This window comes from Planomonospora sp. ID82291, assembly GCF_015711645.1.
Taxonomy (GTDB): Bacteria; Actinomycetota; Actinomycetes; order Streptosporangiales; family Streptosporangiaceae; genus Planomonospora.
Window position 1 is genome coordinate 505,839 of the sequence record NZ_JABTEX010000002.1, and the last position, 26,189, is coordinate 532,027.

General features: G+C 74.1%; 23 protein-coding genes. 11 read left to right on the forward strand and 12 right to left on the reverse strand.

Annotated features, from left to right (window positions below; translation table 11 throughout):
* Positions 1 to 13: 13 nt before the first annotated feature.
* Positions 14 to 3,523 carry a UvrD-helicase domain-containing protein gene (locus tag HS045_RS13275; protein WP_307827504.1) on the forward strand — a complete coding sequence of 1,170 codons (3,510 nt, stop codon included), beginning with the start codon at positions 14 to 16 and terminating at the stop codon, positions 3,521 to 3,523.
* Positions 3,524 to 3,526: 3 nt separating this feature from the next.
* Here the strand turns inward: HS045_RS13275 and HS045_RS13285 are convergent, their stop codons facing one another.
* Genes HS045_RS13285 through HS045_RS13305 form a run of 5 tightly spaced genes read right to left on the reverse strand, consistent with a single transcriptional unit; the run spans position 3,527 to position 10,388 of the window.
* Complete coding sequence (locus HS045_RS13285; RefSeq protein ID WP_307827505.1) at positions 3,527 to 4,177, reverse strand: Uma2 family endonuclease; 651 nt, start codon at positions 4,175 to 4,177, stop codon at positions 3,527 to 3,529.
* 49 nt (positions 4,178 to 4,226) lie between these two features.
* On the reverse strand, positions 4,227 to 5,699 hold the full coding sequence (locus HS045_RS13290) for a type III PLP-dependent enzyme (RefSeq protein WP_196451622.1): 1,473 nt from the start codon (positions 5,697 to 5,699) through the stop codon (positions 4,227 to 4,229).
* Positions 5,696 to 7,519: an IucA/IucC family siderophore biosynthesis protein gene (locus HS045_RS13295; RefSeq protein WP_196451623.1), complete on the reverse strand. Its 1,824-nt coding sequence runs from the start codon at positions 7,517 to 7,519 to the stop codon at positions 5,696 to 5,698. The genes HS045_RS13290 and HS045_RS13295 overlap by 4 nt, the downstream gene beginning before the upstream one ends.
* Complete coding sequence (locus tag HS045_RS13300; RefSeq protein WP_307827506.1) at positions 7,516 to 9,195, reverse strand: IucA/IucC family protein; 1,680 nt, start codon at positions 9,193 to 9,195, stop codon at positions 7,516 to 7,518. The genes HS045_RS13295 and HS045_RS13300 overlap by 4 nt, the downstream gene beginning before the upstream one ends.
* Positions 9,192 to 10,388 (reverse strand): siderophore biosynthesis protein, encoded by a 1,197-nt coding sequence (locus HS045_RS13305; RefSeq protein ID WP_196451624.1) that lies wholly within the window; start codon positions 10,386 to 10,388, stop codon positions 9,192 to 9,194. Before HS045_RS13305 ends, HS045_RS13300 begins: the two co-directional genes overlap by 4 nt.
* 370 nt (positions 10,389 to 10,758) lie before the next feature.
* On the opposite strand from HS045_RS13305, the gene nudC reads away from it, so the two are divergent.
* Positions 10,759 to 11,736: an NAD(+) diphosphatase gene (gene nudC, locus HS045_RS13310; RefSeq protein WP_307827507.1), complete on the forward strand. Its 978-nt coding sequence runs from the start codon at positions 10,759 to 10,761 to the stop codon at positions 11,734 to 11,736.
* Between the two features lie 237 nt (positions 11,737 to 11,973).
* Positions 11,974 to 12,240: a hypothetical protein gene (locus HS045_RS13315; RefSeq protein ID WP_196451627.1), complete on the forward strand. Its 267-nt coding sequence runs from the start codon at positions 11,974 to 11,976 to the stop codon at positions 12,238 to 12,240.
* Positions 12,241 to 12,388: 148 nt separating this feature from the next.
* On the opposite strand, the gene HS045_RS13320 is transcribed toward HS045_RS13315, so the two are convergent.
* Complete coding sequence (locus tag HS045_RS13320; protein WP_196451629.1) at positions 12,389 to 12,640, reverse strand: mycoredoxin; 252 nt, start codon at positions 12,638 to 12,640, stop codon at positions 12,389 to 12,391.
* A gap of 74 nt (positions 12,641 to 12,714) precedes the next feature.
* A complete protein-coding gene (locus HS045_RS13325; RefSeq protein WP_196451631.1) occupies positions 12,715 to 13,731 on the reverse strand; it encodes an alpha/beta hydrolase in 1,017 nt (338 codons plus the stop codon).
* 193 nt (positions 13,732 to 13,924) lie between these two features.
* Here HS045_RS13325 and HS045_RS13330 point away from each other — a divergent pair, with 193 nt between their 5' ends.
* The 5 genes from HS045_RS13330 to HS045_RS35425 all read left to right on the forward strand — a co-directional run bounded on the left by HS045_RS13330 (position 13,925) and on the right by HS045_RS35425 (position 17,910).
* The gene (locus HS045_RS13330; RefSeq protein ID WP_196451633.1) at positions 13,925 to 15,985 is read left to right on the forward strand and encodes an ATP-dependent DNA helicase UvrD2; all 2,061 of its coding nucleotides are present in this window, start codon (positions 13,925 to 13,927) and stop codon (positions 15,983 to 15,985) included.
* The gene (tesB, locus tag HS045_RS13335; RefSeq protein ID WP_196451635.1) at positions 15,982 to 16,854 is read left to right on the forward strand and encodes an acyl-CoA thioesterase II; all 873 of its coding nucleotides are present in this window, start codon (positions 15,982 to 15,984) and stop codon (positions 16,852 to 16,854) included. Before HS045_RS13330 ends, tesB begins: the two co-directional genes overlap by 4 nt.
* A 108-nt stretch (positions 16,855 to 16,962) precedes the next feature.
* Positions 16,963 to 17,262, forward strand: coding sequence for a hypothetical protein (locus tag HS045_RS13340; RefSeq protein WP_196451637.1), 300 nt, complete (start codon positions 16,963 to 16,965; stop codon positions 17,260 to 17,262).
* A gap of 129 nt (positions 17,263 to 17,391) precedes the next feature.
* The gene (locus tag HS045_RS13345) at positions 17,392 to 17,661 is read left to right on the forward strand and encodes a WhiB family transcriptional regulator (RefSeq protein WP_196451638.1); all 270 of its coding nucleotides are present in this window, start codon (positions 17,392 to 17,394) and stop codon (positions 17,659 to 17,661) included.
* A 123-nt stretch (positions 17,662 to 17,784) separates the two neighbouring features.
* A complete protein-coding gene (locus HS045_RS35425; RefSeq protein ID WP_255531807.1) occupies positions 17,785 to 17,910 on the forward strand; it encodes a hypothetical protein in 126 nt (41 codons plus the stop codon).
* A 320-nt stretch (positions 17,911 to 18,230) separates the two neighbouring features.
* Here HS045_RS35425 and HS045_RS13350 read toward each other — a convergent pair whose 3' ends face one another.
* Both HS045_RS13350 and HS045_RS13355 read right to left on the reverse strand, forming a co-directional pair.
* Positions 18,231 to 19,577: an AarF/ABC1/UbiB kinase family protein gene (locus HS045_RS13350; protein WP_196451640.1), complete on the reverse strand. Its 1,347-nt coding sequence runs from the start codon at positions 19,575 to 19,577 to the stop codon at positions 18,231 to 18,233.
* A gap of 65 nt (positions 19,578 to 19,642) precedes the next feature.
* Positions 19,643 to 20,743, reverse strand: a complete 1,101-nt coding sequence (locus HS045_RS13355) for a ThiF family adenylyltransferase (protein WP_196451642.1) — start codon at positions 20,741 to 20,743, stop codon at positions 19,643 to 19,645.
* Positions 20,744 to 20,960: 217 nt separating this feature from the next.
* Here HS045_RS13355 and HS045_RS13360 point away from each other — a divergent pair, with 217 nt between their 5' ends.
* The 3 genes from HS045_RS13360 to HS045_RS13370 all read left to right on the forward strand — a co-directional run bounded on the left by HS045_RS13360 (position 20,961) and on the right by HS045_RS13370 (position 23,032).
* Positions 20,961 to 21,746: an enoyl-CoA hydratase/isomerase family protein gene (locus HS045_RS13360; protein ID WP_196451644.1), complete on the forward strand. Its 786-nt coding sequence runs from the start codon at positions 20,961 to 20,963 to the stop codon at positions 21,744 to 21,746.
* Between the two features lie 141 nt (positions 21,747 to 21,887).
* A complete protein-coding gene (locus HS045_RS13365; RefSeq protein ID WP_196451646.1) occupies positions 21,888 to 22,403 on the forward strand; it encodes a M48 family metallopeptidase in 516 nt (171 codons plus the stop codon).
* Positions 22,400 to 23,032: a hypothetical protein gene (locus tag HS045_RS13370; protein WP_196451647.1), complete on the forward strand. Its 633-nt coding sequence runs from the start codon at positions 22,400 to 22,402 to the stop codon at positions 23,030 to 23,032. The genes HS045_RS13365 and HS045_RS13370 overlap by 4 nt, the downstream gene beginning before the upstream one ends.
* A 128-nt stretch (positions 23,033 to 23,160) precedes the next feature.
* Here HS045_RS13370 and HS045_RS13375 read toward each other — a convergent pair whose 3' ends face one another.
* The 3 genes from HS045_RS13375 to HS045_RS13385 form a co-directional block, all read right to left on the reverse strand.
* Entirely contained in the window at positions 23,161 to 24,189 is a 1,029-nt protein-coding gene (locus HS045_RS13375; protein WP_230884021.1) for an endonuclease/exonuclease/phosphatase family protein, read from the reverse strand.
* A gap of 64 nt (positions 24,190 to 24,253) precedes the next feature.
* Positions 24,254 to 24,772 carry an NUDIX hydrolase gene (locus HS045_RS13380; RefSeq protein WP_196452771.1) on the reverse strand — a complete coding sequence of 173 codons (519 nt, stop codon included), beginning with the start codon at positions 24,770 to 24,772 and terminating at the stop codon, positions 24,254 to 24,256.
* Between the two features lie 95 nt (positions 24,773 to 24,867).
* Positions 24,868 to 26,175, reverse strand: a complete 1,308-nt coding sequence (locus HS045_RS13385; protein ID WP_307827508.1) for a zinc-dependent metalloprotease — start codon at positions 26,173 to 26,175, stop codon at positions 24,868 to 24,870.
* Positions 26,176 to 26,189 lie beyond the last annotated feature (14 nt).

Genomic DNA, 26,189 nt, shown 5'->3' on the forward strand with positions numbered 1-26,189 from the left:
ATGGAGGCCGGGGGTGCTGAGTCCGATCCGGCTCGCCGACAAGCTGGGCATCCTTCCCCCGACTCCGGAACAGGTCGCGGTGATCGAGGCCGGGCTCGAACCCATGGTCGTGATGGCCGGGGCCGGGTCGGGCAAGAGCGAGACCATGGCGGGGCGGGTCGTCTGGCTGGTCGCCAACGGCCTGGTCCGGCCCGAGCAGGTGCTCGGCCTGACCTTCACCAGGAAGGCGGCGAGCGAGCTCTCCCACCGGGTCCGCGAGCGGCTGGGCGCCCTCGGCCGCGACGTGTCCGCGGACCCGCTGGCGGGCGAGCCGACCATCTCGACGTACCACGCCTACGCCGCCCGGCTGGTGACCGACCACGCCCTGCGCGAGGCGCTGGAGCCCACCATGCGGCTGATCACCCCGGCCGTCGCCTGGCAGCTCGCCGGGCACGTGGTCAGCGCCTACGACGGGCCGATGGAGCAGCTCGACTGGGGGCCGGCCACGGTCACCCGGGCGGTGCTGGAGCTGGCCGGCGAGCTGGCCGAGCACATGCGCGAGCCGCAGGACGTGCGGGAGGTGGGCGCCTGGCTGAAGGAGCGGTACGACGCGCTGCCCGGCTCCCCGGTCGTCGCCCAGCGCAGGCCGCTGGCCGTGCAGCAGGCCAGGGAGCAGCTGCTCCCGCTGGTGGAGGCCTACACCCGGCTCAAGCGCAGGCGCGAGGTGGTCGACCACGGCGACCAGATGGCGCTGGCCGCCCGGATCGCGGCCGGGCACCCCGAGGTCGGCCGGATCGAGCGGGACCGGTTCGCCGTCGTCCTGCTGGACGAGTACCAGGACACCGGCCACGCCCAGCTCGTCCTGCTCCGCGCGCTGTTCGGCGGCGGCCACCCGGTCACCGCCGTCGGCGACCCCTGCCAGTCCATCTACGGCTGGCGCGGCGCCTCGGCCGGGAACCTCACCCGCTTCCCCCGCGACTTCCGCACGGCCTCCGGAGAGCCCGCCCAGGTCCGCCGGCTCTCGGTCAGCTTCCGCAACGGCGACGCCGTCCTCGACGTCGCCGCCCGGGTGCAGCTCCCGCTGCGGATGGAGGCGCGGGAGGTGCCGGTGCTGGTGCCCGGCGGCAACCGGGTCGAGCGCGGCCGGGTGCTGTGCGCCTTCCACGAGACGGCCGAGGACGAGGCCCGCTGGGTCGCCGACCAGGTGTGCGGGCTGCTCGGGAGCGAGACCGCCCCGGACGGCCTGCCGTGGGGCGAGGGCGAGCGCAGGAAGGCCAGGCAGAGCATGTGGGGCGGCCCGCACTGCCTGCAACCGCACGACGTGGCGATCCTCGCCCGCAAACGCTCGCAGTTCCCCGCGCTGCGCAGGGCCCTGGAGGAGCGCGGCGTCCCGGTCGAGGTGGTCGGCCTGGGCGGCCTGCTCACCGTGCCCGAGGTCGCCGACCTGGTGGCCATGCTGCGCGTGCTCTACGACCCGACGGCCGGGGACGCCCTGGTCCGGTTGCTGTCCGGCCCCCGCTGGCGGATCGGCCCGGCCGACCTGAAGGAGCTGGGCGAGCGGGCCCGCGAGCTGAACCGGGAGATCCGCGCGGCCGGTTCCCCGGTCGACGACCTGCTGGACCAGGTCGTCGCGGAGCTGTCGGAGGAGCGCGGCAGCCTGATCGACGCGCTGGACGAGCTGCCCGACCGGCCCGAGTGGCAGGAGGTGTTCTCGCCGCTGGCCTGGGTACGGCTGGTCGCCCTGGCGCAGGAGCTGCGGACCCTGCGCGGCCACGTGGGGCAGCCGCTCCCCGACCTGATCACCGAGGTCGAGCGCCGCCTCGGCCTGGACATCGAGGTGGCGGCCCGGGGGTCGGCCGCGGGCCCGTTCGCCGCCCGGGCCGACCTGGACGCCTTCGTCGACGCCGCCTCCCGGTTCGCCGGCGACTCCGAGGACCCGACGCTGGGCGCGTTCCTGGCGTTCCTCAAGGCGGCCGACGAGGAGGAGAACGGCCTGGACGCCGGGCGGGTGGGCGAGAGCAACAGCGTGAAGCTGATGACCGTGCACGCCTCCAAGGGCCTGGAGTGGCCGGTCGTGATCGTGCCCGGGATGTCGCAGGTGCTGTCGAAGGCCGGCACGCCGACCGTCGGCACCGTCTTCCCGGCCCGGCCGGTGGTGAGCCCCCGGTGGACGGAGAACCCGCGCAGGCTGCCCTATCCGCTGCGCGGGGACGCCTCCGACCTGCCCCGGCTGGCCGGGCTGGCCAGGGAGGAGCTCGCCGAGTTCGACGAGCGCTGCCGCGACCGCGACCTGCTGGAGGAGCGGCGGCTCGCCTATGTCGCGGTCACCCGCGCCCACTACCTGCTGATCGCTTCGGGCTACCGCTGGGGCGGCGCGGCCAAGCCCCTGGAGCCGTCGGAGTTCCTGCTGGAGATCCGCGAGACCTGCGGCCGGGTGGCCACCTGGCCGCCGCCGCTCGAGCAGGGCGCCACGAACCCCCTCCTCGCCGAGCCCGCCGAGTCCGTCTGGCCGGTCACCCCCGCCGGGGCCCGGTACGAGGCCGTCGTCGACGGCTCCTTCCTCGTCGAGGCCGCCCTCCGCTCCCTCACGGAATCCGCGGGGAGCCCAGGGAGCGCGGGGAGTCCAGGGAGCGCGGGGAGCCCAGGGAACGCCGGGGACGTGGGGAACGCCGGGGACGTGGGGAACGCCGGGGACGTGGGGAACGCCGGACGCCCCCGGACCGGGGCGCCCGCCGTACCCGTGCACGGTCCGGACGGCGACGGCGACGGCGACGGGGCCGGGTCCGGTGCGGCGGAGGGCGGGGAGGACCCGCGCCTGGCGGAGCTGCGCGGCTGGGACCGGGACCGGGCCAGGGCCTGGGAGCGGGACACCGAGCTCCTGCTCCGGGAACGGGAGCGGAACCGGCGGCGGGGCGGGCGCCAGGTCGAGCTGCCCGCCCGGCTCACCGTCTCGGACCTCGTCGCCCTGGCCGCCGACCCGGAGGCCCTGGCCCGGCGGATCCGCCGCCCCGTCCCGGAGCGGCCCGCGCCCCTGGCCCGCCGCGGCACCTCCTTCCACCGGTGGCTGGAGACGCGCTGGGGCCAGCAGCGGCTCCTCGACGAGTTCGAGCTCCCCGGCGCCGGCGAGGAGGCGGAAGAGGCCGAGGTCCTCCTGGCGGAGCTGCGCGCGAGGTTCGAGGAGAGCGAGTGGGCGGGCCGGGAACCGCTCGACGTCGAGGTCCCGTTCGAGATGATGATCGCCGATCGGCTGGTCCGCGGCCGGATGGACGCCGTCTTCCGCACCCCGGACGGCGGCTACGAGGTCGTCGACTGGAAGACGGGCCGCCGCCTGATGGAGACGACGCGGGCCGCGGCCTCCGTCCAGCTCGCCGCCTACCGCCTGGCCTGGTCCCGCCTGGCCGGCGTCCCCCTGGACCGGGTGGGCGCGGCCTTCCACTACGTGCGCTTCAACGAGACGGTCCGCCCGGTGGACCTCCTCGACGAGCGCGGCCTGGTCGCGCTCGTCGAGTCGGTCCCCGCGCTCAGGCGGGCGGGCGGACCGTGACGCTCAGGCGAACAGCGCGGCGACGTCGATCCGCAGGCCGAACGGCTCCGGCAGCTCCAGCGACCCGCCGCTGTGCACGGTGACCGTCTTGAGGTACGGCTCCCGCTCGTCGAAGGGGGCGGGGTCCTCGACCGGCTCGCTCATCAGGGTGACCTTCGGCGGCTCGGCCGTCGGGTCGACGATGAGGTAGAGCGGCACTCCGGCCCGGGCGTACTCGGTCGGCTTCTCCCGGTAGTCGACCGATGCCGTGCCACCCGAGCAGACCTCCACGACCAGCAGCGTCGAGTGCCCGTAGATGTGCATCTCGTCGTAGTCCTCCGCGTCGAGCGGAGCGACGATCAGGTCCGGAAGCCGCATGTCACGAAAAGGAGGGATGTGTATGCCGGAACTCTGGTAGAGAGCCCAGCCCATCTCCCGCTTCAGCTGGTACAGCAGATCGGTGAGCCGGTCGATGATCTTGTCGTTCCGGCGGGACGTCCACGGGCTCACGATGACCTGCTCCCGGACGATCTCCGCGGAGTATCCGCCTTCGTTGAGCTCTTCGCAGAGCCGGAGAGTCTGGTCGTCGACTGTTCCTGGCCATGGCCGGTGGGGCGCGTCTCTCCGGGCGCATGGCTGGTGGGTGGTCTGGTATCGAGGTAGGGACATGACCATTCCGGCATCCTCTCGGGACTCCTTACGCTGGCATCGTATGTCGATCCCCTCACATCCCGTCGCCGACCGTACCAGTGCCGTCTACACAATGTGACGAACTCTCCAGGCCGGTCGGCCGCAGGTAGCGGAAGCCCGGACGCGGGTGCATCAGGAAGTCGTGGTGGGAGATGTTCCAGGCGTAGGCCCCGGCCATCGCGAACTCGACCACGTCCCCCGGCTCCAGCCGGACCGGCGCCCGCCTGGCCAGCACGTCCTTCGGGGTGCACAGCTGCCCGACGATCGTGACCGGCTCGCCGGGCCCGCCCGGGCCGCCGGCCGAGGTCCAGCCGGCCAGCGGCTGGTCGTGGCCCTTGGTGGCGGGGGTCCGCAGGTGGTGGGTGCCCCCGGCGACCACCGCGAACAGCTCGCCGTGCACCCGCTTGACGTCGATCACCCGGGTGACGTACCGCCCGCAGTAGACGGTGAGCGACCGCCCCGGTTCGACCCGCAGCACCTCGCCGGGCCGCCGGAGTCCCGCCAGGCCCGCGCCGTACGCCTTCCAGTCGAACCGGGCGTCCGGGTCGGCGTACGACACGGCCATGCCGCCGCCCAGGTTGACCTCGGCCGCGCCGATCCCGCGGGCGTAGTCCAGGACGGCCTCCGCCAGCCCCAGCATCCGCGGTGCGTCCAGCCCGCTGGCCAGGTGGGCGTGCACGCCCCGCCAGCGGAGGAGGTCCTGGCCGCGGAGCAGGGCGAGGCACTCGGCGATCCCGCCGGGGTCCATGCCGAACGGGGTCGCGCCGCCACCCATGGCCAGCGAGGCCCCCTCGACGGGCAGGTCCAGGTTGACGCGGAGCAGGACGTCGGCCGGCCACCCGAGGGCGAGCAGCCGCCGCAGCTCTCCGGGGCTCTCCACGTGCAGCCGGTGGACGGGCGGGGCGCCGCCCGAGCCTCCCCGACCGCCCGAGTCTTCCCGACCGCCCGAGCCTCCCCGGCCGCCGGAGCCTCCCCGACCGCCCGAGCCTCCCCGACCGCCCGAGCCTCCCCGGCCGCCGGAGCCTCCCCGGCTGCCGGAGTCTTCCCGACCGCCCGAGCCTCCCGGGGTTTCCGGGCCGCGAGAGCCGCCAGGACCTCCCGGGTTCCCCGGACCTGCCGGGCCGTCCGCCGGGCGGACGGCGGCGGCCAGCTCGGCGTCGGTCTTGCCCGGACCGCCCATCGCGACCGGCACCTCGGGGAACAGCGCCCGCACGTGCGCCAGCTCCCCGCCCGAGGCCACCTCGAAGCCGTCCACGTACCGGGCGAGCACCCGCAGCAGCTCCGGGTCGGGATTGGCCTTCACCGCGTAGTGCAGTTCGACCCCGTCCAGCGCCGCCCGGACCTCGGCCACGTGGGTGTCCAGCTCCCGCAGGTCGTAGACGTAGGCGGGCGGCTCCCCCGGAACCACCGGGCACCCGTCGTGCGCGTGCTCGGAGGTCGTCCGGCACCCGTCGTGCGCGTGCTCGGAGGTCGTCCGGCACCCGTCGTGTGCGCGCTCGGAGGTCATCGGGCACCCGCCGCGTGCGCGCTCCGGGCGGAGCCCGGCTCGGCCGCCGCCGGTGGGCCGATGACAGGCCTGGCCGCCGGGGCCGCCAGCGGGTTGGCCACCGCGACGTACCCCGCCGCACGGTCCGCCGCCCGTGACCACCGGACCGCCAGGTTGGCCTTGGCCGGCAGCGGCGCGCCCGACAGCAGGTCCGCCAGGGGCGGCGGCCACCCCCGCGCGCCCGCGTAGCCGGTCAGGACCTCCCCGGCCGCCGCCCACAGCTCCCGCACCGGCCCGTCGCCGGCCAGCGCGGCGGCGACCTCCGCGAGGTGGTTGACGACCAGGCAGTAGACCACCCGGTTCCAGCCGCCGGCGGCATCGTAGGTGAGGGCTTCGGCGACCCGGGGCGGCAGGGCCGACAGGTCGTGGCGGCCGGCGACGAGCTTGGTCCCCTCCAGGTCGCGGAAGACCGCCTCCACCGGCGTCCCCGCCGGGTCCACACCGACCAGGACGTTCTGCAGGTGCGGTTCCAGCACCACGCCGTGGGCGAGGTAGGCCTCCAGCACCGGCGGTGCGACGCACTCCACGTAGGCCCGCCACCACCGCACCGGGTCGGCGGCGGCGGACGCGGGGAGCGGGGAGGCGGAGCCGGGGGGCGGGGAGGCGGCGAGGGCGCCGCTCAGCAGCGGGGTCACGCCCGGCCCGCAGACCTGCCGGGGGCTCGCCCGGACGATCACGCTCAGCCCCTCCAGCAGCCGGGTGCCGAGGTCCGCCGAACGGTAGCCGGGCTCGGGGAGCCAGCGGGTGCCGGGGAACCGCTCCGCCAGGTCGCGGAAGACCGGCTCCAGGCGCGCGGTCAGCTCGACCGCCCCGGCCAGCTCGTACCAGGCGTTCTTGCGGACGCAGTTGGTGATCCGCACGTCCAGGCTGAACTTCAGGCACCGTTCGATCGACGGCTCGTAGACCGTGCGGACCGACGAGGTGGGGACCGCCTCGTGGGAGCCGTGTCCCAGGTCGACCAGCCGCCCGTCGGCCAGCGGCGCGGCCAGCTCGGCGGCGAGCAGGTCGAGCTGCCAGGGGTGGGCGGGCAGCAGCGCGTACCCGGGCGGCGCGCAGCCCAGCGCGTCCAGCGCCGTCGTCTCGCCCGCCCCGGCCAGCACGTCGTGCCGGACCCCGAGCAGCCGGAGCGGGAAGCCCGCGTGCGCCTCCGGGGCGTAGGCGAGCCAGCCCGCGCCGGAGGCCGCGTCACGGGTCCCGCCGTCCCGGGCGCTCCCGTCGTGGATCCCGCCGCGGCGCCGGACGGTCCCGCCGTCGTGCGAGGTGCCCGCGCGGTGCGCCCCGTCCCCCTCCGGACGGCGGGGGCCGTCGGGGCCGTCGGAACCGCCGCCCCGCGCCTTGGGGCTGGGATGGAAGGGGTGCCCGAAGACCAGCGCCTGTTCGGACGCCAGCCACGGATCGGCCGGGGGGACGGCGTCGCGGCGGCGTTCCAGCAGCGCGGCCACGGCCGCCCGGCTCGACCGCACCTGGGCGGCGAACTCGTCGTTGCCCCCGCCCAGCTCGGCCTCCAGCAGCCGGACGAGCCGGTCGGCGGAGAGCGGGTGCCAGCAGCCGTCGCGGTGCCACTCGGCGGGACCGGTGAACCGGAGCGCGAGCCCGCCGTGCGTCCGCACCCGCAGCGGGGTGCCCGCCACGTGCAGCAGCAGGTGGGGCCCGTCCCGCCGGACCCGGCCGCGCGGCCCGGCGACCTCCCGTACGGCGCAGCGCAGCAGCGCGGCCAGCGTCGCCTCCTCGGCGACGGCGGCCGGGGAGGCGAGAACGGGGTCGAGAACGGGAGCGGTCATGGGGTCCTCTGGGTGATCACGGGCCGGACGGCCGCGGGAGGATGGCGGAGGTAGTTGGGGCCGCTGGTGCCGTAGAACTTGTTCACGTCGCGCGCTCCGGTGCGCGCCTTGTCCACCAGCGTCCCGGCGGTGACCATCGACTTGCCGACGAGCCGGGCGGCGTCGAGGGTCCTGGCCCGCAGCAGCCGGGCCGCCGGGTCGTCGCCGTACGGCTCCAGCGCCTCGGCGAGCGTGTCCCGCAGCAGCCGGGAGGCCCGCGCGGGCGGCAGCGCGCCGAAGGCCGGCGCGGCGGCGGCCAGGTGCAGGGTGATGGTCACGAACACGTCGGCGAGCGCGTGCGGGTCGTCGGTGAGCATGCGCCCGTCGGCGAAGTCCGGGACGGCGGTCCCCGCGGCCCGCAGGCGGCCCGGCGAGGCCAGCAGCCCGTCGTTGTCCTTGACCAGCAGTCGCGGGGGGCCGTCGCCGTCCAGCACGAGCGCGAGGTTCTGCTGGTGGGCCTCCAGCGCGACGCCGTACCGGACGAAGAGCCGCACCCCGGAGGCGAACAGCGGGCGGAGGTACTCGGTCAGCAGCGCCTCGACGCCGACACCGCCGACACCGTCGACACCGCCGGCGCCGCGGCCCCCCGCTCCGCCGCCGTGCCGCCGCGCGGCGAGCTCCTCGGCGACCGTGCCGCCGCCCGGCAGGGGGGCGAGCAGCGCGGCCACGGGGACGATCTCACCCGGCGGGAGCCGGCGGACGAGCCAGGCGAGGTACTCGTGCCCGGTGTGGGCGTGGAGCTGCTCGTCGGCCAGGAGGAGCCGCGGACCGGCGATCCGGCGCAGCAGCAGCTCGGCCCGGGCTCCGTCCGCCAGCGTGCCCGGCTTGATCGACCGCCGGTTGCGCAGGCCCAGCGTGCTGGTGGGCAGCGGCAGCTTCAGGTGCGTGCGCGCGTCCACCTCGACCGTGCGCATGGACAGGGTGGGCCGGACGGTCAGGTACGGTTCCGGCGCCACGACCGCCCACGGGATCGCGCGGACGGCGGGGAGCGCCAGCGGGTGCACCGGGAACAGCGCGTGCGTGTCCGCGAGCCCTCCGGGCAGCCCGACGCGGGCGAAGTCCGGCGCCATCGGCGGCCCGCCGGGGGCGGAACCGGTCACCCGCTCGCGGGGCACCGCCGCCCACCGCAGCGCGAAGCTCGGGGCGAACTCCGGCGCGTAGGCCGTCAGGTCCTCGTCCGAGAGCCCGGCACGGCAGCGCGCCGTCGGGTAGACGGGATGGTCGAGGAAGGCCGCCAGCGCCTCGTAGCGGGCGGATCCGGCCGGGCCGCGCCGCAGCCGGGCGAGCACGTCCCGGCGGTGGGCGTCGTGCAGGTCGAGGGCGCGCAGGGCCTGGAGGCACTCCCCGGCGAACGCCTCGACCCCCGCGGCGTCCGCCGGGTGCGCGACCGCCCGCAGGGCGCCGAGCACCTCGGGCAGGCCGAGGCGCTCGGCGGGGGCGACGGTGAAGTCCTGGAACGGCGAGCCCGGCACCAGCCGGACCAGGCGTCCGCCCGGCCCCGGCAGGTGGAGGACGACGCCGTCCTTGCGCCGGGCCACCCGCCCGGCCAGGCCGCCGTAGTCCTCCCGCAGCAGGGCGTCCAGGACCCGGGCCGCGAGGTACGGCTCCCGCCCGGTGACGGCGTGTTCCGCGATCACGAGATCACCCAGGGGTCGGCGGCGGTGAAGGCCGAGACGGCCTCGTCCACGCTCGCCCGGTCGGGTCCGACGGCGCGGACGATGCCCAGATAGTCGCGGTTCGTATGGCTCCGGTCGATACGGTCGCCCACCGACCGGAGCGGCCGGTGCCAGAGCCGCACGTGATCGCCGGGGGAGGGCGCCGTGATCCCGGGGGCCCTCGTCACGGTCCCCGACCGCTCCGCCACCAGGCTCAGAGCGGTTCCGTGCCCGGCGGCGCGCCCGGGGCCCGACCCGGGATCCGGGCCGAGGCCCAGGCCGAGGTGCACGCCGAGGATCCGCTCGAAGAGCGGGACGCCCAGCAGGTCGGCGAGGAGGAAGTCGCAGTGGTCGCCGATCACCCGGTAGTTGACCTCGATGATCCGCGGTCCGTCCGCCGTCATCACGTACTCGGTGTGGCAGGCCCCGAAACCCACGCCCAGGGCCCGCAGCGCCCGGAGCACGTGGTCGGCCGCGGGCGGCGGCTCCCAGTCCAGCCGCTCCTCCACGAAGTGCGGCAGCGGCCCGAGCGTGGTCCGGAAGCCGCCGAGCACCCGGACGGTCCGGCCGTCGCCCAGGGTCTCCAGCGTGTGCAGCGGGCCGTCGAGGTACTCCTCCACGACCAGGGTCTCGCCCGGCCGGCGCGCGCGGATCGCCCGGACGGCCTCGGCCAGCTCGCGCCCGTCCCGGACCAGCACGACGTCCTCGCTGGCGACGCCCTGGCTCGGCTTGACCACGGCGGGCAGCGGCACGTCCCCGCCGGGTGCGGAACCGTCCCCGCCGGGCACCGGAGCGTCCGGCGCGAGCCGTACGGAGCGCACGCTCTCCACGCCGGCCGCGGCCAGCCGCCGCCGGGTGAGCGCCTTGTTCTTGGCCGTCGCACACGCCCGCCAGTCCTTGCCCGGCAGGTCGAAGTAGGCGGCGGCCAGGGCGGTCTCGGCCTGGATGTGGTCGGAGTTGGAGAAGACCGCGGCGGGCGGGTGGTGGTGCGCGATGACGTCGATCACCGCCCGCGCGTCGCGCACGTCGCAGGCGAGCGTCTCGGCTCCGGACGCGGCGTACCGCTCCGGCCGGTCGGTCAGGATGGTGACGTCGCAACCCAGCGCACGGGCGGCGGGCAGGAACCCGTCGGTGACGGAGTCGGTCGGTTTGAGCGTGGTGAGGTACAGCCGCAATGCGAACCCCCGATATCAGGTAAGGCTAACCTAACCAGCGGCATCGTAGCCGAACGGAGATCATCATGTGACGGGACCGGGGAATCGTCATCGATGTCCCGTTCGCGGGAAGACGAGAAGCCTCTCACCGTCGCCTCCTCCTGCGCTCCCCGGGCGACGCCTACGGTGGACATCATGGGCCGTGCCTCCTCAGGCGTCACCCCCGCGGGAAGGGCGGCCGGTGGAGGCCCCGCCGCGCGGAGCGGCCGCCGTCCCGCCGTCCCGCCGTCCGGCCGTCCACGCGGCCTCCGGGGGCCGCGCATCCGTGGCGGTGAAGGGCCGCGCGCGGAGCGTCGTTAGGATGTGTCCGGCTCGGGGAGGGTGTGACGGCGTGGACATCACGGCAGACGAAGGACCACTGGGACCGCTGCTGCTCGCGCGCGGCGCCGTCGACCGCTCGGCCGCGCGCCGCGGGGACGCCGGGTGGATCGAGCGGGCGTGGGCGGACCCCGCGACCCGGGTCCTGGTCGTCGACGGCGGTCAGGCCCTGGTCAGAGCGGAGGGCGGGGCGGTCGGCCTCGTCCTGCGGTCTCCGGGGGAGGCGCCGGAGGGCGAGCGCTACCTGCTCGGCGTGGACGCCGGCGGCACCGCCTACTTCGCGGTGGCCGCCCCGATCGAGGGCGCCGTCCGCGAGGAGCCGGGCGCCAGGATCGTCCCGCCGCGGGACCCGGCGGCCTGGCCGGAGGGGGAGGCCGTCCCGGCAGGTCTGCGCCAGGTCGGCGCGCTCCTCGGCGATCTGGACGCCGGTCTGCTGGTCTACGCGGTCGCCCTGGAGTCCTGGCACTCCACCCACGAGTTCTGCCCGCGCTGCGGGAGCCGTACGGAGGTCCGGACGGGCGGGCACGTGCGGGCCTGTCCGCAGGACGGCAGCCAGCACTTCCCCCGGGTGGACCCCGCCGTGATCATGCTGGTGCACGACGAGGAGGACCGGTGCCTGCTGGCCCGGGGCCCGCAGTGGCCCGAGGGGCGGCTGTCGGTGCTCGCCGGGTTCGTGGAGCCCGGCGAGTCGCTGGAGGGCGCGGTGGTCCGGGAGGTGGCGGAGGAGGTCGGCGTGCGGGTCGCCGCCCCGCGCTACCTGGGCAGTCAGCCCTGGCCGTTCCCGCGCAGCCTGATGCTCGGCTTCTTCGCCCGGGCGCTCTCCACCGAGCTCGTCCCCGACCGCGAGGAGATCGCCGAGGCCCGCTGGTTCGGCCGCGCCGAACTGCTGGCCGCGATGGAGAGCGGTGAGGTGCGCCTGCCGCCGCCGGTGTCGATCGCCCGCCGGCTGATCGAGACCTGGTACGGCGGAAGGCTCGACGGGGACTGGTGACCGGCCGGGCCGCCTCTGGGCGGGCCGCCTGCGGGTGAGCCTCCACCGGCGGGCGGACGGGTGCGGCTGCTGCCGGCGGGGTGTCCGCGTCGTCGTTCACTTTACGTGTTTGAACGGATACTCTTCGTGTTTTGGGGGACGGGTGCCGGGTATGGAGTCGGGCATCCCGGCCCGCCTCGCCGGCAGGCGGCAGGGACGGACGACCGAACCCCTGCAGGCCCTCGCGAAGGGAAAGAAATGATCAAGAAGACAGTGTGCCGCCTCGCCGCCGTCGGGGTGCTGGCCCCGACCCTCGCACTCGGCGGAGCCGGGGCCGTGCTGGCCGACGACGGCGCCCTGTGGCAGCGCTCCGACGCGCGGGCCACCATCGACGGTGCGAGCCTGAAGATCGTGCGGGCCTACACCGACGGATCGGGCAAGGTCTTCTTCGAGGAACTCCACTTCACGGCGGACCGCAACGGCGCCACGATCCACCGCACCCGAAGCGGCGCCAGCGCGGGGTAGACCCGGCCGCGACCGGGAGGATCCCGAAGGGTCCGCCCGGTCGCGCGGCAGGCTCGCCCGGCCGCGGGGCCGGGGCAGGTCCGCCCGGCCGCGGGGCGGAGCCCGCCGCGGGCGGGCCGGTGTCCCGCCCTCACCGGCCGGAAACGGCTCAGGCGGCGCTTCCGAGGAGCCGCTTCACCTCGGCGACGGAGGGGTTCGTCACGGCCACCCGCCCGGCGGGGGACTCGACGACGACCGTCGGCACGGTCTGGTTGCCGTTGTTGACGCTCATGACGAACTCGGCGGCATCGGGGTTCCGCTCGATGTCGATCTCCTGGTAGGCGATGCCCTCCCTGGTCAGCTGAGCCTTCAGCCGCTTGCAGGGACCGCACCAGGTGGTGGTGTAAACGGTGAGCGCCATGGCGTTGGAAACCCCTTCAGACGATGTTCGCGCTCATTGGCAACATCCGGGGGGCGTCCGGTCTTCCCGGCGGACTAGAAGACCTTGTCCGCGATCCACTCCTGCACCCGCTCCGCCACACCCGGCATCCGGTAGAGGGGGGCGCTGTGGTTGATCCCCGCCTCGGTCAGCACCGTGACCTCGACCCCGACCTGCCGGAGGCGGTCGCGCAGCTGCTCGCTGTGGCTGGACGGCACGAACTCGTCCGCCGAGTGCACGCTCAGCACGGGGGCGTCGCCCCGGCTCGCGTGCTCCGGCACCTCCATGCTCTGCCAGATCCTCGCGCACTTGCCCGAGGGCTCGCAGCCTCCGGCGAGCCGGATGGCGGACTCGCGCAGTTTGCGCTTGTTCAGATCCAGGGTCTCGGCGCCGTCGAGGTAGGCCGTGAGCGGGGAGACCACCGGTGAGATGCCGACCACGCCCTTCAGACCCGGCAGGCCGCTCTTGTAGGTGCCGGCCGCGGTGGCGAGATGACCGCCCGCCGAGAACCCCACGACCACGTAGTTGTTCGGGTCGAAGGACCACAGGGCGGCGTGCCGCCGCGCGGTGGCGATGGCGTCGAGGGTGTCGGTGCGCTGGGCGGGCCACGGCGCGTCGGACGAGAGCCGGTAGTTGATGGTGAAGACGGTGTATCCGAGCTCGGCGTAACTCCGGCTGACCTCGGTCATGTACTTCTTGTCGCCCGACGACCACCAGCCGCCGTGGATCAGGAAGACCCCCGGCCGCCGCAGTTCGTCGGTCTGGTGCCAGACGTCCATGCGCTGCCGGGCGTGCCTGCCGTACGCGACGGTGTCGACGATGGTGCCCTGGACCAGCGGGTCGGGGTCCGCCGACGCCGGGGTCGACGGGGCGGGCGTCGGCTCGGCCCTGTTCGCCGAGGTCCTGCGCGATGCGGTGGAGGCCTGGGTGGCGTGCGCGGCGACGGCCGCGGCGGTGGCCGCGGTCCCGGAGGAGGGGGCTGTGGGGACCGCCGCCGTGTCCGCGTGCACCCCGGAGGGCGCGAGCACCAGTGCCGCCAGGGCGAGCGCGCTCACGGTTGCCGCAGTTCGCACAGGAGTCTTTCCTTTCCCCCGGGGTTCTCTTGAAGACTCCATTGTGGGGTAAGGCACCCTGTTTGCGCATCTCAGCAGGAACCCGGGTGGGCGGCGGGATGGTGTCAGAATGGTCCATGACCGGCCGGCGACCGGGAGGACGCCGGCGCCCGGTCATCGGACGGCGTGTCACGGCCTGGTAAGGAGAGCCCCCATGGAGCCCGCTGACGTGCTGGCGGGACTGGATCCCGAGCAGCGTGAGGTCGCCCAGGCCGTACGGGGTCCCGTCTGCGTTCTGGCGGGGGCGGGCACCGGCAAGACGCGGGCCATCACGCACCGCATCGCCTACGCCGTGCACAGCGGGGCGGTGGACGCCACGGGCGTGCTGGCGGTGACCTTCACCACACGGGCCGCCGGAGAACTGCGGCAGCGGCTGCGCGCGCTCGGCGTGCCGGGGGTGCAGGCCCGTACCTTCCACGCGGCCGCGCTCCGCCAGCTCACCTACTTCTGGCCGCGCGTCATCGGCGGCGACCCGCCCGCGGTGATCGAGTCGAAGCTGCCGCTGCTGCGCACCGTGCGCCGCTCCGCGGGGCCGGAGGCCGCGCAGGCCGAGCCGCGCGACCTGGCCTCCGAGATCGAGTGGGCCAAGGCCGGGCAGATCCACCCCGAGGACTACGCCGAGGCGGTCAGGAAGATCGGCCGCACGCCCCCGGTCCCGGCCGAGGAGATGGCCCGCGTCTACGACGCCTACGAGACGCTCCGCCGCGAGCGGCACCTGCTCGACTTCGAGACCATCCTGGAGCTCACCGCCGCGCTGATCACCGAGCACGGCGAGGTGGCCGCCCAGGTCAGGCAGCAGTACCGCCACTTCGTCGTCGACGAGTACCAGGACGTCAACCCGCTGCAGAAGCTGCTGCTCGACACCTGGCTCGGCGACCGCGACGACCTGTGCGTCGTCGGCGACCCCAACCAGACGATCTACTCCTTCACCGGCGCCACCTCCCAGTACCTGACCGGGTTCCCGGTCGAGCACCCCGGCGCCGCGGTGATCAAGCTGGTCCGCGACTACCGCTCCACGCCCCAGGTGGTCGCGCTGGCCAACCGGGTGCTGGAGGTGGCGCGCTCCCCGCACCGGCTCTCCCTGGTCGCCCAGCGCCCCGACGGGCCCGAACCCGCCTTCACCGAGTACGCCGACGAGACCGCCGAGGCCGCGGGCGTCGCGCGCACGGTGCGGGCCCTGGCCGACCGCGGCGTCCCGCTGCGCGAGACGGCCGTGCTCTTCCGGGTCAACGCCCAGTCGCAGGCCTACGAGCAGGCCTTCGCCGAGGCGGGCGTGCCCTACCTCGTACGCGGCGCCGACCGGTTCTTCGAGCGTCCCGAGGTCCGCAAGGCGGTCGTGCTGCTGCGCGGCGCGGCCCGCTCGGCGGGGGCCGACGACGACCTGGCCCCGGCCGTGCACCACATCCTGTCCGGCATCGGCCTGACCCCCGAGCCTCCGGCGGGGGGGAAGGCCAGGGAGGAGTGGGAGTCGCTGCGGGCCCTGGCCGAGCTGGCGGAGGACCTGGCCGCCCGGGGCGCCGGCCTGCCGGGCTTCGTCGCCGAACTGGAGCGGCGGGCCGCCGAGCAGCACGCGCCGGAGGTCGAGGGCGTGACGCTGGCCTCCCTGCACGCGGCCAAGGGCCTGGAGTGGGACGCGGTCTTCCTGGTGGGGGTCACCGAGGGGATGCTGCCGATCGTCCACGCCAAGACGCCGGAGCAGATCGAGGAGGAGCGGCGCCTCCTCTACGTGGGCGTCACCCGGGCCAGGATCCACCTCGGGGTGTCGTGGGCGCTGGCCCGCTCCCCGGGAGGGCGGCCCCGGCGGCCGTCCCGCTTCCTCGACGGCCTCGCCGGCCGCCCCGCGCGGGTCCGCACCCCGGTCGCCCCCCGCGAGCGCCGTACGGCGGCCGCGACGGTGAGCTGCCGGGTCTGCGGCAAGACGCTGGCCGCCGCCGCCGAGCAGAAGCTCGGCCGGTGCGCCGCCTGCCCCGTCGACTACGACGAGGCCCTGCTGGAGCGGCTCAAGGCGTGGCGCGCGGGGGCGGCCAAGGAGGCCAAGGTGCCGTCCTACGTGATCTTCACCGACGTCACGTTGCAGGCCATCGCGGAGCGGGCGCCGACCTCCGAACAGGACCTGATGGCGATAACGGGTATAGGGCGCGTCAAACTGGAGCGGTACGGCGAGGCGGTGCTCGCCATCTGCCGTGCGGCCGGAGACCAGACGGAGGACGCGTGAACGAGGCTCTCAAGGAGCTGCTGGACCTGCTCGACCTGGAGCAGATCGAGCTCGACATCTACCGGGGGCGCAGCCCCGAGGAGCGCATCCAGCGCGTCTTCGGCGGGCAGGTGGCCGCCCAGGCGCTGGTCGCCGCGGGCCGTACGGTCCCGGCGGACCGGGACGTCCACTCGCTGCACGCCTACTTCATCCGGCCGGGGGACCCGGCAATCCCGATCGTCTACAACGTGGAGCGGGTCCGCGACGGGCGGTCGTTCACCACGCGCCGGGTCGTGGCCGTCCAGCACGGCAAGGCGATCTTCACCATGTCGGCCTCCTTCCACGTCGCCGAGAGCGGGGTCGAGCACCAGGCGGCGGTGATGCCGCAGGTCGCCGCGCCGGAGGAGCTGCCCACGATCCAGGAGCGGATGCGGGAGGTCGTGGGGGAGGACTCGCCGTGGCGCGAGTGGCTGACCCGGCCGCGCCCGGTGGACTCCCGCTACGTGACCCCGCTCACCTGGGAGGCGCACCGCGACCCCGGGCTGCGCGGGGCGGAGACGAACGTGTGGTTCCGCTACGACGCGGACCTGCCCGACGACCCGCTGCTCCACGTGGTCCTGGCCGCCTACGCCTCGGACTTCACCCTGGTCGACACGGTGCTGCTGGCCCACGGCCTGGCCTGGGGGGCCTCCAACCTCTCCGGGGCCTCGCTGGACCACGCGATGTGGTTCCACCGGCCCTTCCGCGTCGACGACTGGATGCTGTACGCCCAGGAATCGCCCTGGTCGGGGGCGGCGCGGGGGCTGGCCCGGGGGCAGATGTTCACCCGCTCCGGCGACCTGGCGGTGTCCGTGGTGCAGGAGGCGATGATCCGCGTGCTGGAGCCGTAAAACTGCAGGTAGAAAATGTGTTGCCCCTTCCCGGTGACCGGGTTTAGGGTCTTGGTCAAGCGAGTCGGACGATCCGTCCGGCGATCTACGAATGGAGGTGAGTCCGCTGTGAAGATCAACCTGATGTCGGCCCAGCCGGGACTCACTTCCGCACGCCCTGGCACCACCCTGCCCGTCTTCGGCGGCCAGATCATCCTCGCGGATGCAGCGGTCGTCCCCATGCGACGGGACGAGTCCGTCATCTTCCAGGTCCAGGTCAGCCGTGAGGCCGCCCTGCTCGCCATTCCGGCGACGGGCGTTCCGGCTGCCCCGGCGGCAGAAGCCGGCGACTACGCACAGCAGACCGAGCACACCGGAAACGGTGGGCTGCGCGGTCCGCAACCCTGGAGGCACCCTCAGGTCATATGACCTGACGAGGGAGAGCCACCAGGCCGCGGATCCGCAGACAGGATCCGCGGCCTTCTTGTTTTGCCGCACATCCTGACCCCCACCCACGAGGTAACCGCAAGACCCACACCCAACAGAGAGGTGAAGCAGATGGGGGCCAAGACGATCATGGACCTGATCGACGAAGCCGAAATCCCCTGTCGTACCGACCCCGACCTCTGGTTCGCCGAGTCCCCGGAGGACGTGGAGTTCGCCAAGGCGCTCTGCGGGGGCTGCCCGATCCAGCAGGCCTGCCTGGCCCGCGCGCTCGAGCGCGAGGAGCCGTGGGGCGTCTGGGGCGGAGAGCTCATCCTGCGGGGGGCCGTCGTCCCGAGGAAGCGTCCGCGCGGACGTCCCCGCAAGACCCCGGTCGCAGCCTGACCGGTCACCGCCCGACCCGATGATCGACCGAACGTTCTGAGAGTTCCCAGAGAGGACCGCTTCCGATGACCTTCTTCACCGGCCGAGGCCTGGACCTGCCATCTATGCATGAGGAATTGGTGCGTGACCGAATACGGACGCTCCACCGGGAGGCGGAAGAGCACCGCCGCGCGGCCGGAGTCCAGCGGCTCCGGCGCGCCCGGCGCGACGCGGAACGCGCCTCCGCGCGCCTTCGCCAGGCGCTCCTGACCCTGGTCTGATCCTCTCCGCCAGGACCGCCTCCCCAACGTCCGGGGCGGCCACGTCCCCCGGACCGGTGACCGCCGAAGGCCGCCGGGCCGGGGTCGACAACCGCCGCGGGCGGCCGGGCTCGACGGAGCCCGGCACCGGGGAGCGGCGGGCGGGAAGCACGGCACGGCACCCGCCGTGACAGTACGAGGAAAGGGCGGTCTCCGGTGAGACCGCCCTTTCCCGTTTTCCCGCGGAGGCCCGGTACACGGTGGGCGACACGTCGCTCACCTGGGCATCCGGACCCACCGGATGCGGGTGCTCAGCCCGGCTGCGGGCGCTCAGCTTGCGATGGCGTCCTCGGTGGGCTCCTGGCCGGGTTCCTCCGCGGCGAACCCCGGGACCCAGCGGATGACCTCGTCGCGGAAGCGGGCGGTGGCGCCGAGCTGGCAGAGCACGCCCACGCCGGCCGCGTGCACCCGGTGGATGAGGACGTAGGAGACCGGAAGGTTGAGCTGGCGCACCACGTTGCCGGGACGCAGGTCCGTGGCGGTGGCGGCCTGCTGCTGCAGCCACTCGCGGCTGAAGGTGAACTCCTCCACGGCGGTCGGCTCGACGTAGGGGGCGAGGAACGCGCGCAGGGCCTCGGGGTCCACCTCGATGTGCGGGAGGATGAAGCCCTCGTCGCGCAGGCCCTGGATCACGCTCTCCATGTCGCCCTGATTGAAGATGCGGGTCAGTATGCCGAAGACCGGCGGGTAGCCGTCGGGCATCCGGTTGACCGCGCCGAAGTCGAGCACGCACATCCGCCCGTCCTCGGTGATCCGGAAGTTGCCGGGGTGGGGGTCGGCGTGGAGCATGCCCGCCCGGGAGGGGGAGCAGAACAGGAACCGGACGAACCGCAGCCCAGCACGGTCGCGCTCCTCCTTGGTCCCGTCGGCGATGACGCGTGACAACGGGGTGCCGTCCACCCACTCCGAGACCAGGATCTGCTCGTTGGCGGCGATGACGTCCGGGATCAGGAAGTCGGGGTCGTCCTTGAACGCCTGGGCGAAGGCGTGCTGGGCCTCGGCTTCACGCAGATAGTCGAGCTCTTCGACGATCCGCTCGCGCAGTTCGGCGAGCACGGCCTTGATGTCGAGACCGGGCAGCAGCACTCCGAAGAGCTTGCCGAGGCGGGCGAGCTGGGTGAAGTCGGAGAGCAGCGCCTTTCCGGCCCCCGGATACTGGATCTTGACGGCGACCGTGCGGCCGTCGTGCCAGACGGCTTTGTGCACCTGCCCGATCGAGGCGGCCGCGGTGGGCAGGTCCTCGAACGACTGGAAGTTCTCCCGCCAGTCGTCTCCCAACTGCTCGGTGAGCACCTTGTGCACGGTCGTGGCGGGAAGGGGAGGGGCGGCGTCCTGCAGCTTGGTCAGGGTCGCACGGTAGGGGCCGACGACCTCCGGAGGCAGGGCGGCCTCGAAGATGGACAGCGCCTGACCGAGCTTCATGGCTCCGCCCTTGAGCTCGCCGAGGACCTTGAAGATCTGCTCGGCGGTCCGCTCCTGGATCTCCTGGGCGACGATCTCGGCTGATTTGCCCCCGATGCGTTTCCCCAGACCGAGGGCGGTGCGTCCGGCGAAACCGATGGGAAGAGCCGCCAGCTTGGCGGAGCGCGTGACGGCGCGGCGCGGAAGGTCACTCACCTTGGTTCGCGGCGTGCCCTCCGTGGAGCGCGATACGCCGCTCCCTCCCTTCGCGGTGGTGTCTGTCACCGGCAGATAGCCGACGCGACCATTGTCGGCGAACCGAACTGGTTTCGGAAGCAACGACATAGAGGGTGAACGTTCCAGGATCGCTGTTTCCATCTCCAATCAGGCGATACATCTAATGTGCTGTTGGTCACAGGCGGCTCTCGTCCGTCGAGGAAGGCAAGGGCATGACCTGCCGCGACGGCGGCGACCAGGGCTGAGACCGCCACTCCGCAGGCGGTCTCGCCCGCCGGGTAACCGCCCAGTCGGGCACTGACGACCGGCCACCCCGGATCACGGTCGCGCCGGGCGAGATCGAGGCAGTTCAGGCACGCGCTCCTTCCCGGCAGGACCAGGGGGCCGACCGACCCGGCGCCCTCGAAGGCGGAGGCCAGCAGATGCGGGACGCTCCAGTCGATCAGATCGCGTACGAGCAGGCCGTCCAGCGGCCCCACCGGCGCGAGCACCACCAGGTCGGGCCGTCGGGCACCGTCGGAGAGGTGGGCCGCCTCCTTTCCGGTCCACGCCATGAGAGCGGGGGCGATGCGCCGGGCCACGGCCATCGCGCCCTCCTGCCGGCTCATCCCCACCTCCTCGGGGGTGAGGCCGCCGGGGGCGACGTCCCGGGGCCGGGCCGTACCGGGATCGACCACGCAGAGCCGCCCCACTCCGGAGGCGGCGAGCACGGAGACGATCTGTGCGCCCACCCGGCCCGCGCCGTACACCCGCACCTGGGCGGCGCGTCTGCGCTCCAGGACGGAGAGTCCGCCGTCGGTCGTGCCGGGAGCCAGGGAGAGGGCGTCCAGATCGGGCTGGAGCCGGTCGCGCTCGGCCAGCGTGAGCGCGCGCGGCGGACGCGAGGCCGCCCCGGCGTCCTCCACCAGCCCTCGGTCGACCAGCAGATCGAGCAGGACCCGCCCGCGCTCCTCCCCGATCCCGGCGTCGGCCGCGGCCGCCAGCACCGCCGCGAGGTCGCGCACGCCGTCGAGGCTCTCGACCCAGCGCCGGACCCGGGGTTCGAGATCGGTGAGCACGACCGCGTGCCCGGGGTGCACGCCGAACTGCAGGGTGCGCTCGTCACGGGTGATCCGGCGGAGCGCGGGCTTCAGACGTGGTCTCATCGTGGCCTTCCTGGGGAGGAGGCGCTCAGCGTGTCACGGGCCGGCCGGGCCCGGCGGAGCCTTCCGGGACCTGTGGAAAACCCCGGAGCGAGGACCGCCCGCTGTGGACGATGAATGACCCGGATGACCCGGACGGCCGCGGATGAGGGGGACGACGATCTGTCCGGTGTGTTGCGGGTCCGGCCGTCGGCGGCCCGGTGTCCACTACGATCCCGACATGAACGAGCTCTTGGTCGACCGGCGGGACGACGGCGTCGTGGTGCTCACCCTGAACCGTCCCGACCGGCGCAACGCGATGACCGATGGGATGACCGAGGAGTGGCGACGGGCCGTCGACGGCCTGAAGCGGGACGGGGACGCGCGGTGCGTCGTCGTCACCGGGGCGGGAAGCGCGTTCTGCTCGGGAGGGGATCTGTCCTGGCTGGCGGAGCGGGGCGCGGAGAACGTGCCCGCCCTGCGTGACCGGATGCTGGGGTTCTACCGGACGTGGCTGTCGATCGCGGAGCTGGAGGTGCCGACCATCGCCGCGATCAACGGCGCCGCGGTCGGAGCGGGCCTCTGCTTCGCCCTCGCCTGCGACCTGGTCTACGCGGCCGAGGACGCCAAGCTGCTCGTCCCCTTCACCTCGCTGGGCCTGCACCCCGGCATGGCGGCGACCTACCTGCTGCCCAGGGTCGCGGGCGTCGGCGTGGCCAGGGAGATGCTGCTGACCGGGCGGACGGTGCTCGGCGCGGAGGCGGCCGTCACGGGGCTCGTCACCAGGGCGTTCCCCCGGGAGTCGCTCCTGGCGGAGGTGCTGGGGATCGCGTCGGCGACGGCGGCCAACGCCCCCGTCGCCACCCGGCTGACCAAGGTCGCCCTCGCGGGCGGCGGCCACGCCGACCTCGACGCCGCGCTGCGCTGGGAGTCCCTGGCCCAGCCGGTGACGATGGCCACGGGAGACCTGCGGGAAGGGCTGGCCGCTCAGAGAGAACGCCGGTCCCCGCGATTCGGGAACTCCTGAGACAGGCGATATCCACGTTAATTCGATAAGCCATGGTCATAACCGCCCGGTCTCGCTGAACAATCCACGAACGGTGATTGACCAGCAGGAACGTCCCCCGCCCTCTGGTGGGAATTAACCATTCTCGGCTACCGTGCATAGGTGCCCCCCGAGACAGTCGAGGTTCGTCGAAGTTCTCGTCGTCGGCGGACCGTTTCTGCGTACCGCGACGGCGAGAAAACGGTCGTGCTGCTCCCAGACGGCCTGAGCAGGACCGATGAGGAGCAGTGGGTGCGCCGGATGCTCGACCGGCTCGCCGCCAAGGAGCAGCGAAGACGCCCCTCGGACGACGACCTGATGGAGCGGGCCGTCGACCTGTCCGCCCGCTACCTCGACGGGGCGGCCCTGCCGTCGAGCGTGCGATGGGTGGAGAACCAGCGGCACCGCTGGGGCTCGTGCACCCCCGACCACGGCACCATCAGGATCTCCACGCGGTTGCGGGGCATGCCCGCCTGGGTGGTCGACTACGTGATCATGCACGAGCTGGTGCACCTGCTCGTGCCGAGCCACGGCCCCCGGTTCTGGACCCTGGTGGAACGCTACCCCAAGGCCGAGCGGGCGCGGGGCTTCCTCGAAGGATTCTCCATGGCGGCCAACGGCGCCGCGGAGGAGTGGTGACGGCCGGGGACCCGGCCGTCGGGGAACGGTCCGGAGAGCGGCTGGCGGCGGTCCTCGTCACCGAGACGGCCGCCGCCGCCGCGCCCCCGGGCGTCGATCCCGGCGCGTTCCTGGCCGCGGTAGCCGAGGACACCTACGAGATGGCCGCCGGACTCGACTTCGTGACGCCTGTCCTGGTCACGAGTGTGCCGGGACTGGAGGAGATCGTCTGGCCGGGGACCCCGATCCTGGAGATCGCCCCCGGGCTGTCCGGCGGCGCCCTGGTGGCGGCGGCCTTCGCCGCCCTGCCGTACGGCGGGCAGGCGGTCCTGGTCAGCGCGGACGCCCCCGACCTGCCGCCGCTGCTGGTCGGCAAGCTCTTCCGGGCGCTGGGACGGGCCCGGATCGCCGTCTGTCCCGCGGAGGGCGGCGGCGCCGTGGCGCTGGCGGCCCACCTGCCCTATCCCGAGTGGGCCGACGCCGGATTCGACGACCCCGACCCGGTCGGGACGCTGCGCGCCCGCGCCCCGGGCGGCCGGATGGTCGCCACCGGCCCCGGCTGGCACCGCCTGCGCGCCCCCGGCGACCTCGGATGGCTCGACCCCGGCCTCGAAGGCTGGGACAACACCCGGGCGCTGCTGTCGGCGTGACGCCCGGCGCCACCCGACGCCGTCCTGGAACCGCGGTGACGTCCGGCGCCGTCCTGGAACCGCGGTGACGTCCGGCGCCGTCCCGGAACCGCGGGGGACACGGGGACCGCGGAGATCAGGCGGGCGCTCTAGGGGAGCCGGGCGGGCAGGCGGAGATCGGCGAAGACGGCGCGGTGGTCGGTGCCGGGCAGGGTGTGGATCCCGACCTCGTTCACGAGGACCCGCCGGTCCACCAGGACGTGGTCGATGGTGATGATCGGCGGGATCCGCCTGCCGGAGGGCCAGGTGGCGACGAGCCCCCGCCCGACCCGGTCGGCCGCGTCGGCGTACCCCCGCTCCAGGAGCCGCCGCATCACCGCGTGGTCGAGACTGGCGTTGAAGTCGCCCGCCAGGATGCGGACCGTGCCGGGGGCGGGCGGCGGAAGGGCCTCGATGCCGGCCTCCCACCCGTCCACCAGCTCGCCGATCGGCGCGTACGTGTGCACGGCGACGATCTCCACCGGGCCGGCGCCGGGTGGCGCGACCACGGCTGCGGGCATGTTGTGGCCGATCACCCGGAACAGCCCGGTGCGGGGGGTCAGCGGGTACCGGGAGTACAGGCCGCTGCCCGTCGCCCCCGCGTCCGCCTGCAGGACACGGTGCGGGAGCAGCTCGGCGATCCCCGCCGCGTCCAGCTCCTGCACCATCTCCGGTGTGAGCTCCTGGGTGCTCAGCACGTCCGGCCGCAACCGCCTGACCAGGTCCATGACGGCCGTGACGTCGGCGCCGCCGAACAGCATGTTGGCGGTCAGCACCCGCAGCGGCGTCCCGGCCCCGGCCTCCGCCGGGGAGCCCACGGCCCTGGGGACCACACTGGAGCCGAGCGCGACCGCGGTGACCAGCGCGACGGCCGTGGCCGTCCGGCTGCGGGCCAGCACGCCGATGAGCAGGGGCACCAGCGAGCCCGCCGCCACGTACGGCGTGCCGGTCATGAACTGGGCGGGCAGCGAGCCCCGCTCCAGCCCGGCCACCCGGGTGACGGCCCACAGGGCGAACGGCGCGACCGCGACCCAGGCGAAGGTCCGGGAGACACGCCACCGGCGCCGGCCGGGGACGACGACCACGCCGCCGGCCTCCCCCTGGGACGAGGCGTCCACATCCACACTGCTCTGATCCATCGATCGCCCCCCTGCGGGGACGACGCTATCCGAGGGAAGGTGAAACGTATGTAAAACGGTTCGATCAGCCGGAGCGCAGCGTCTCCCTGGCCCGGCGGGCCAGACGGCGGGTGGCCTCGTCGCTGGGATCCGGGATCCCGTCCACCGGGAACCAGCGCAGGTCCAGGGACTCCTCGCTGATCACCGCCTCGGCCTCGGCGGGCGCCACCGCACCGTACTCGACGTCGAGGTGGTGGCTGAACGGCGGATGGCACCAGACGCGGTGCCTGTCCAGGGCCAGCGGCCCGGGCAGCAGCCGCAGCCCGGGGATGCCCGACTCCTCGGTCGCCTCCCGCAGCGCCACGTCCTCCAGGGACAGGTCACCGGGCTCGCAGTGGCCGCCCATCGGCAGCCACATCCCGGCCTTGCCGTGCAGCGTCAGCAGCACCCGCTCGCCGTCGTGGGAGAGGACCGCGGTGGTGGCCGTCAGATGGCCGGGCACGCATTCGCGGTACATCCCGTCGCCGTGGGCGTGCAGATGCGCCAGGAACTCCTCGCGCAGCGCCTCCTCGGCGTCCGTCGGGGCCCGCCACGCCTCCAGCACGGCCCGCGCGTCGGCGTGGAGGGCCCCGGAGGAGGGGCCGCCACCGGAGGCGAGAAGATCACCGCGGCCGGGCGGGCCGCCCCGATCGGGAAGGCTCACGCGCCGTCGTCCCTCGCGCCGCCGGTGTCGTCCTCGTCGTCACCGGCGTCCCCCGACTCCTCCGACTCCCGCAGCGAGGCCTCGAGGTCCGACAGGTCGAAGTCGGGTTCGCCGCGGGCGAAGCGCTCGGGGTCGTCGAGGTCGGCGGCGGTGGGCATCAGGTCGGGGTGGTTCCACACCGCGTCCCTGCCGTCCACGCCGCGGCCCGTCTCCAGGGTCTTCCACAGGACGGCCGCGTCGCGCAGGCGGCGCGGCCGCAGCTCCAGCCCGACGAGGGTGGCGAAGGTCTGCTCGGCGGGACCGCCGGTCGCGCGGCGGCGCCGTACCGTCTCCCCCAGGGCCGCGGCGGACGGCAGTTTGCCCGCGGCGGCGGCCTCCACCACGGTGCCGACCCAGCCCTCGACCAGGGCGAGCGCCGTCTCCAGGCGGGACAGGGCGGCCTTCTGCCGCTCGGTCTCCTCGGGCTTGAGCAGGTTGCCGCCGCTGAGGGCCTGCTGCAGCTGCTCGGGGCTGTTGAGGTCGAGGCCGCGGAGCTGCTCCTCCAGCGCGGACACGTCCACCGTGATGCCCCTGGCGTACTCTTCCACCGCGCCGAGCAGGTGCCCGCGCAACCACGGCACGTGCTGGAAGAGCCGGTGGTGGGCCGCCTCGCGCAGGGCCAGGTAGAGGCGGATCTCCTCGGCGGGGGTCTCCAGCCCCTGGCTGAACGCGGCGATCCCGCCCGGGAGCAGGGCGGCGTCACCGGAGAGCGGCAGTCCGATGTCGGTGGAGCCGACCACCTCGCGGGCGAGCGAACCGAGGGCCTGGCCGATCTGCTGGCCGACCATCATCCCGCCCATCTGCTTCATCATGCCCATCAGCGGCCCCGCCATGGCCTGGGCCTCGGCGGGCAGACCGGCGGCGCCGAGCGTGCCGCCCATGGTCTCGACCATGCGCTCGGCGATCGGGTCGCAGAGCTGCCGCCAGACGGGGACGGTCTTCTCGATCCACTCCGACCTGCTCCACGCCTGGGGCGAGCCGACGCCGCTGGGCAGCGCGGTGACCTCGTTCAGCCACAGGTCGGCGAGGTTCAGCGCGTCGACGATCTGACGGCGCTCGCCCTCCATCACGCTCGGATCGCCCTCGGCGGCCACCGCGTGTCGGGCGATGTTCTTGGCCATGTCCCAGTTGACGGGGCCGGCCCCCTGGGGAGCGGACAGCATGTCGGCGAACTGCCGCATCGCCGCGGCGATCTGCTCCGGGTTGCCGAACATGGCGAACGGGTTCTCGTCGGGGTCGTTTTCCCGACCTGGGAAGTCAGTCACGGCTCTACCTCGTG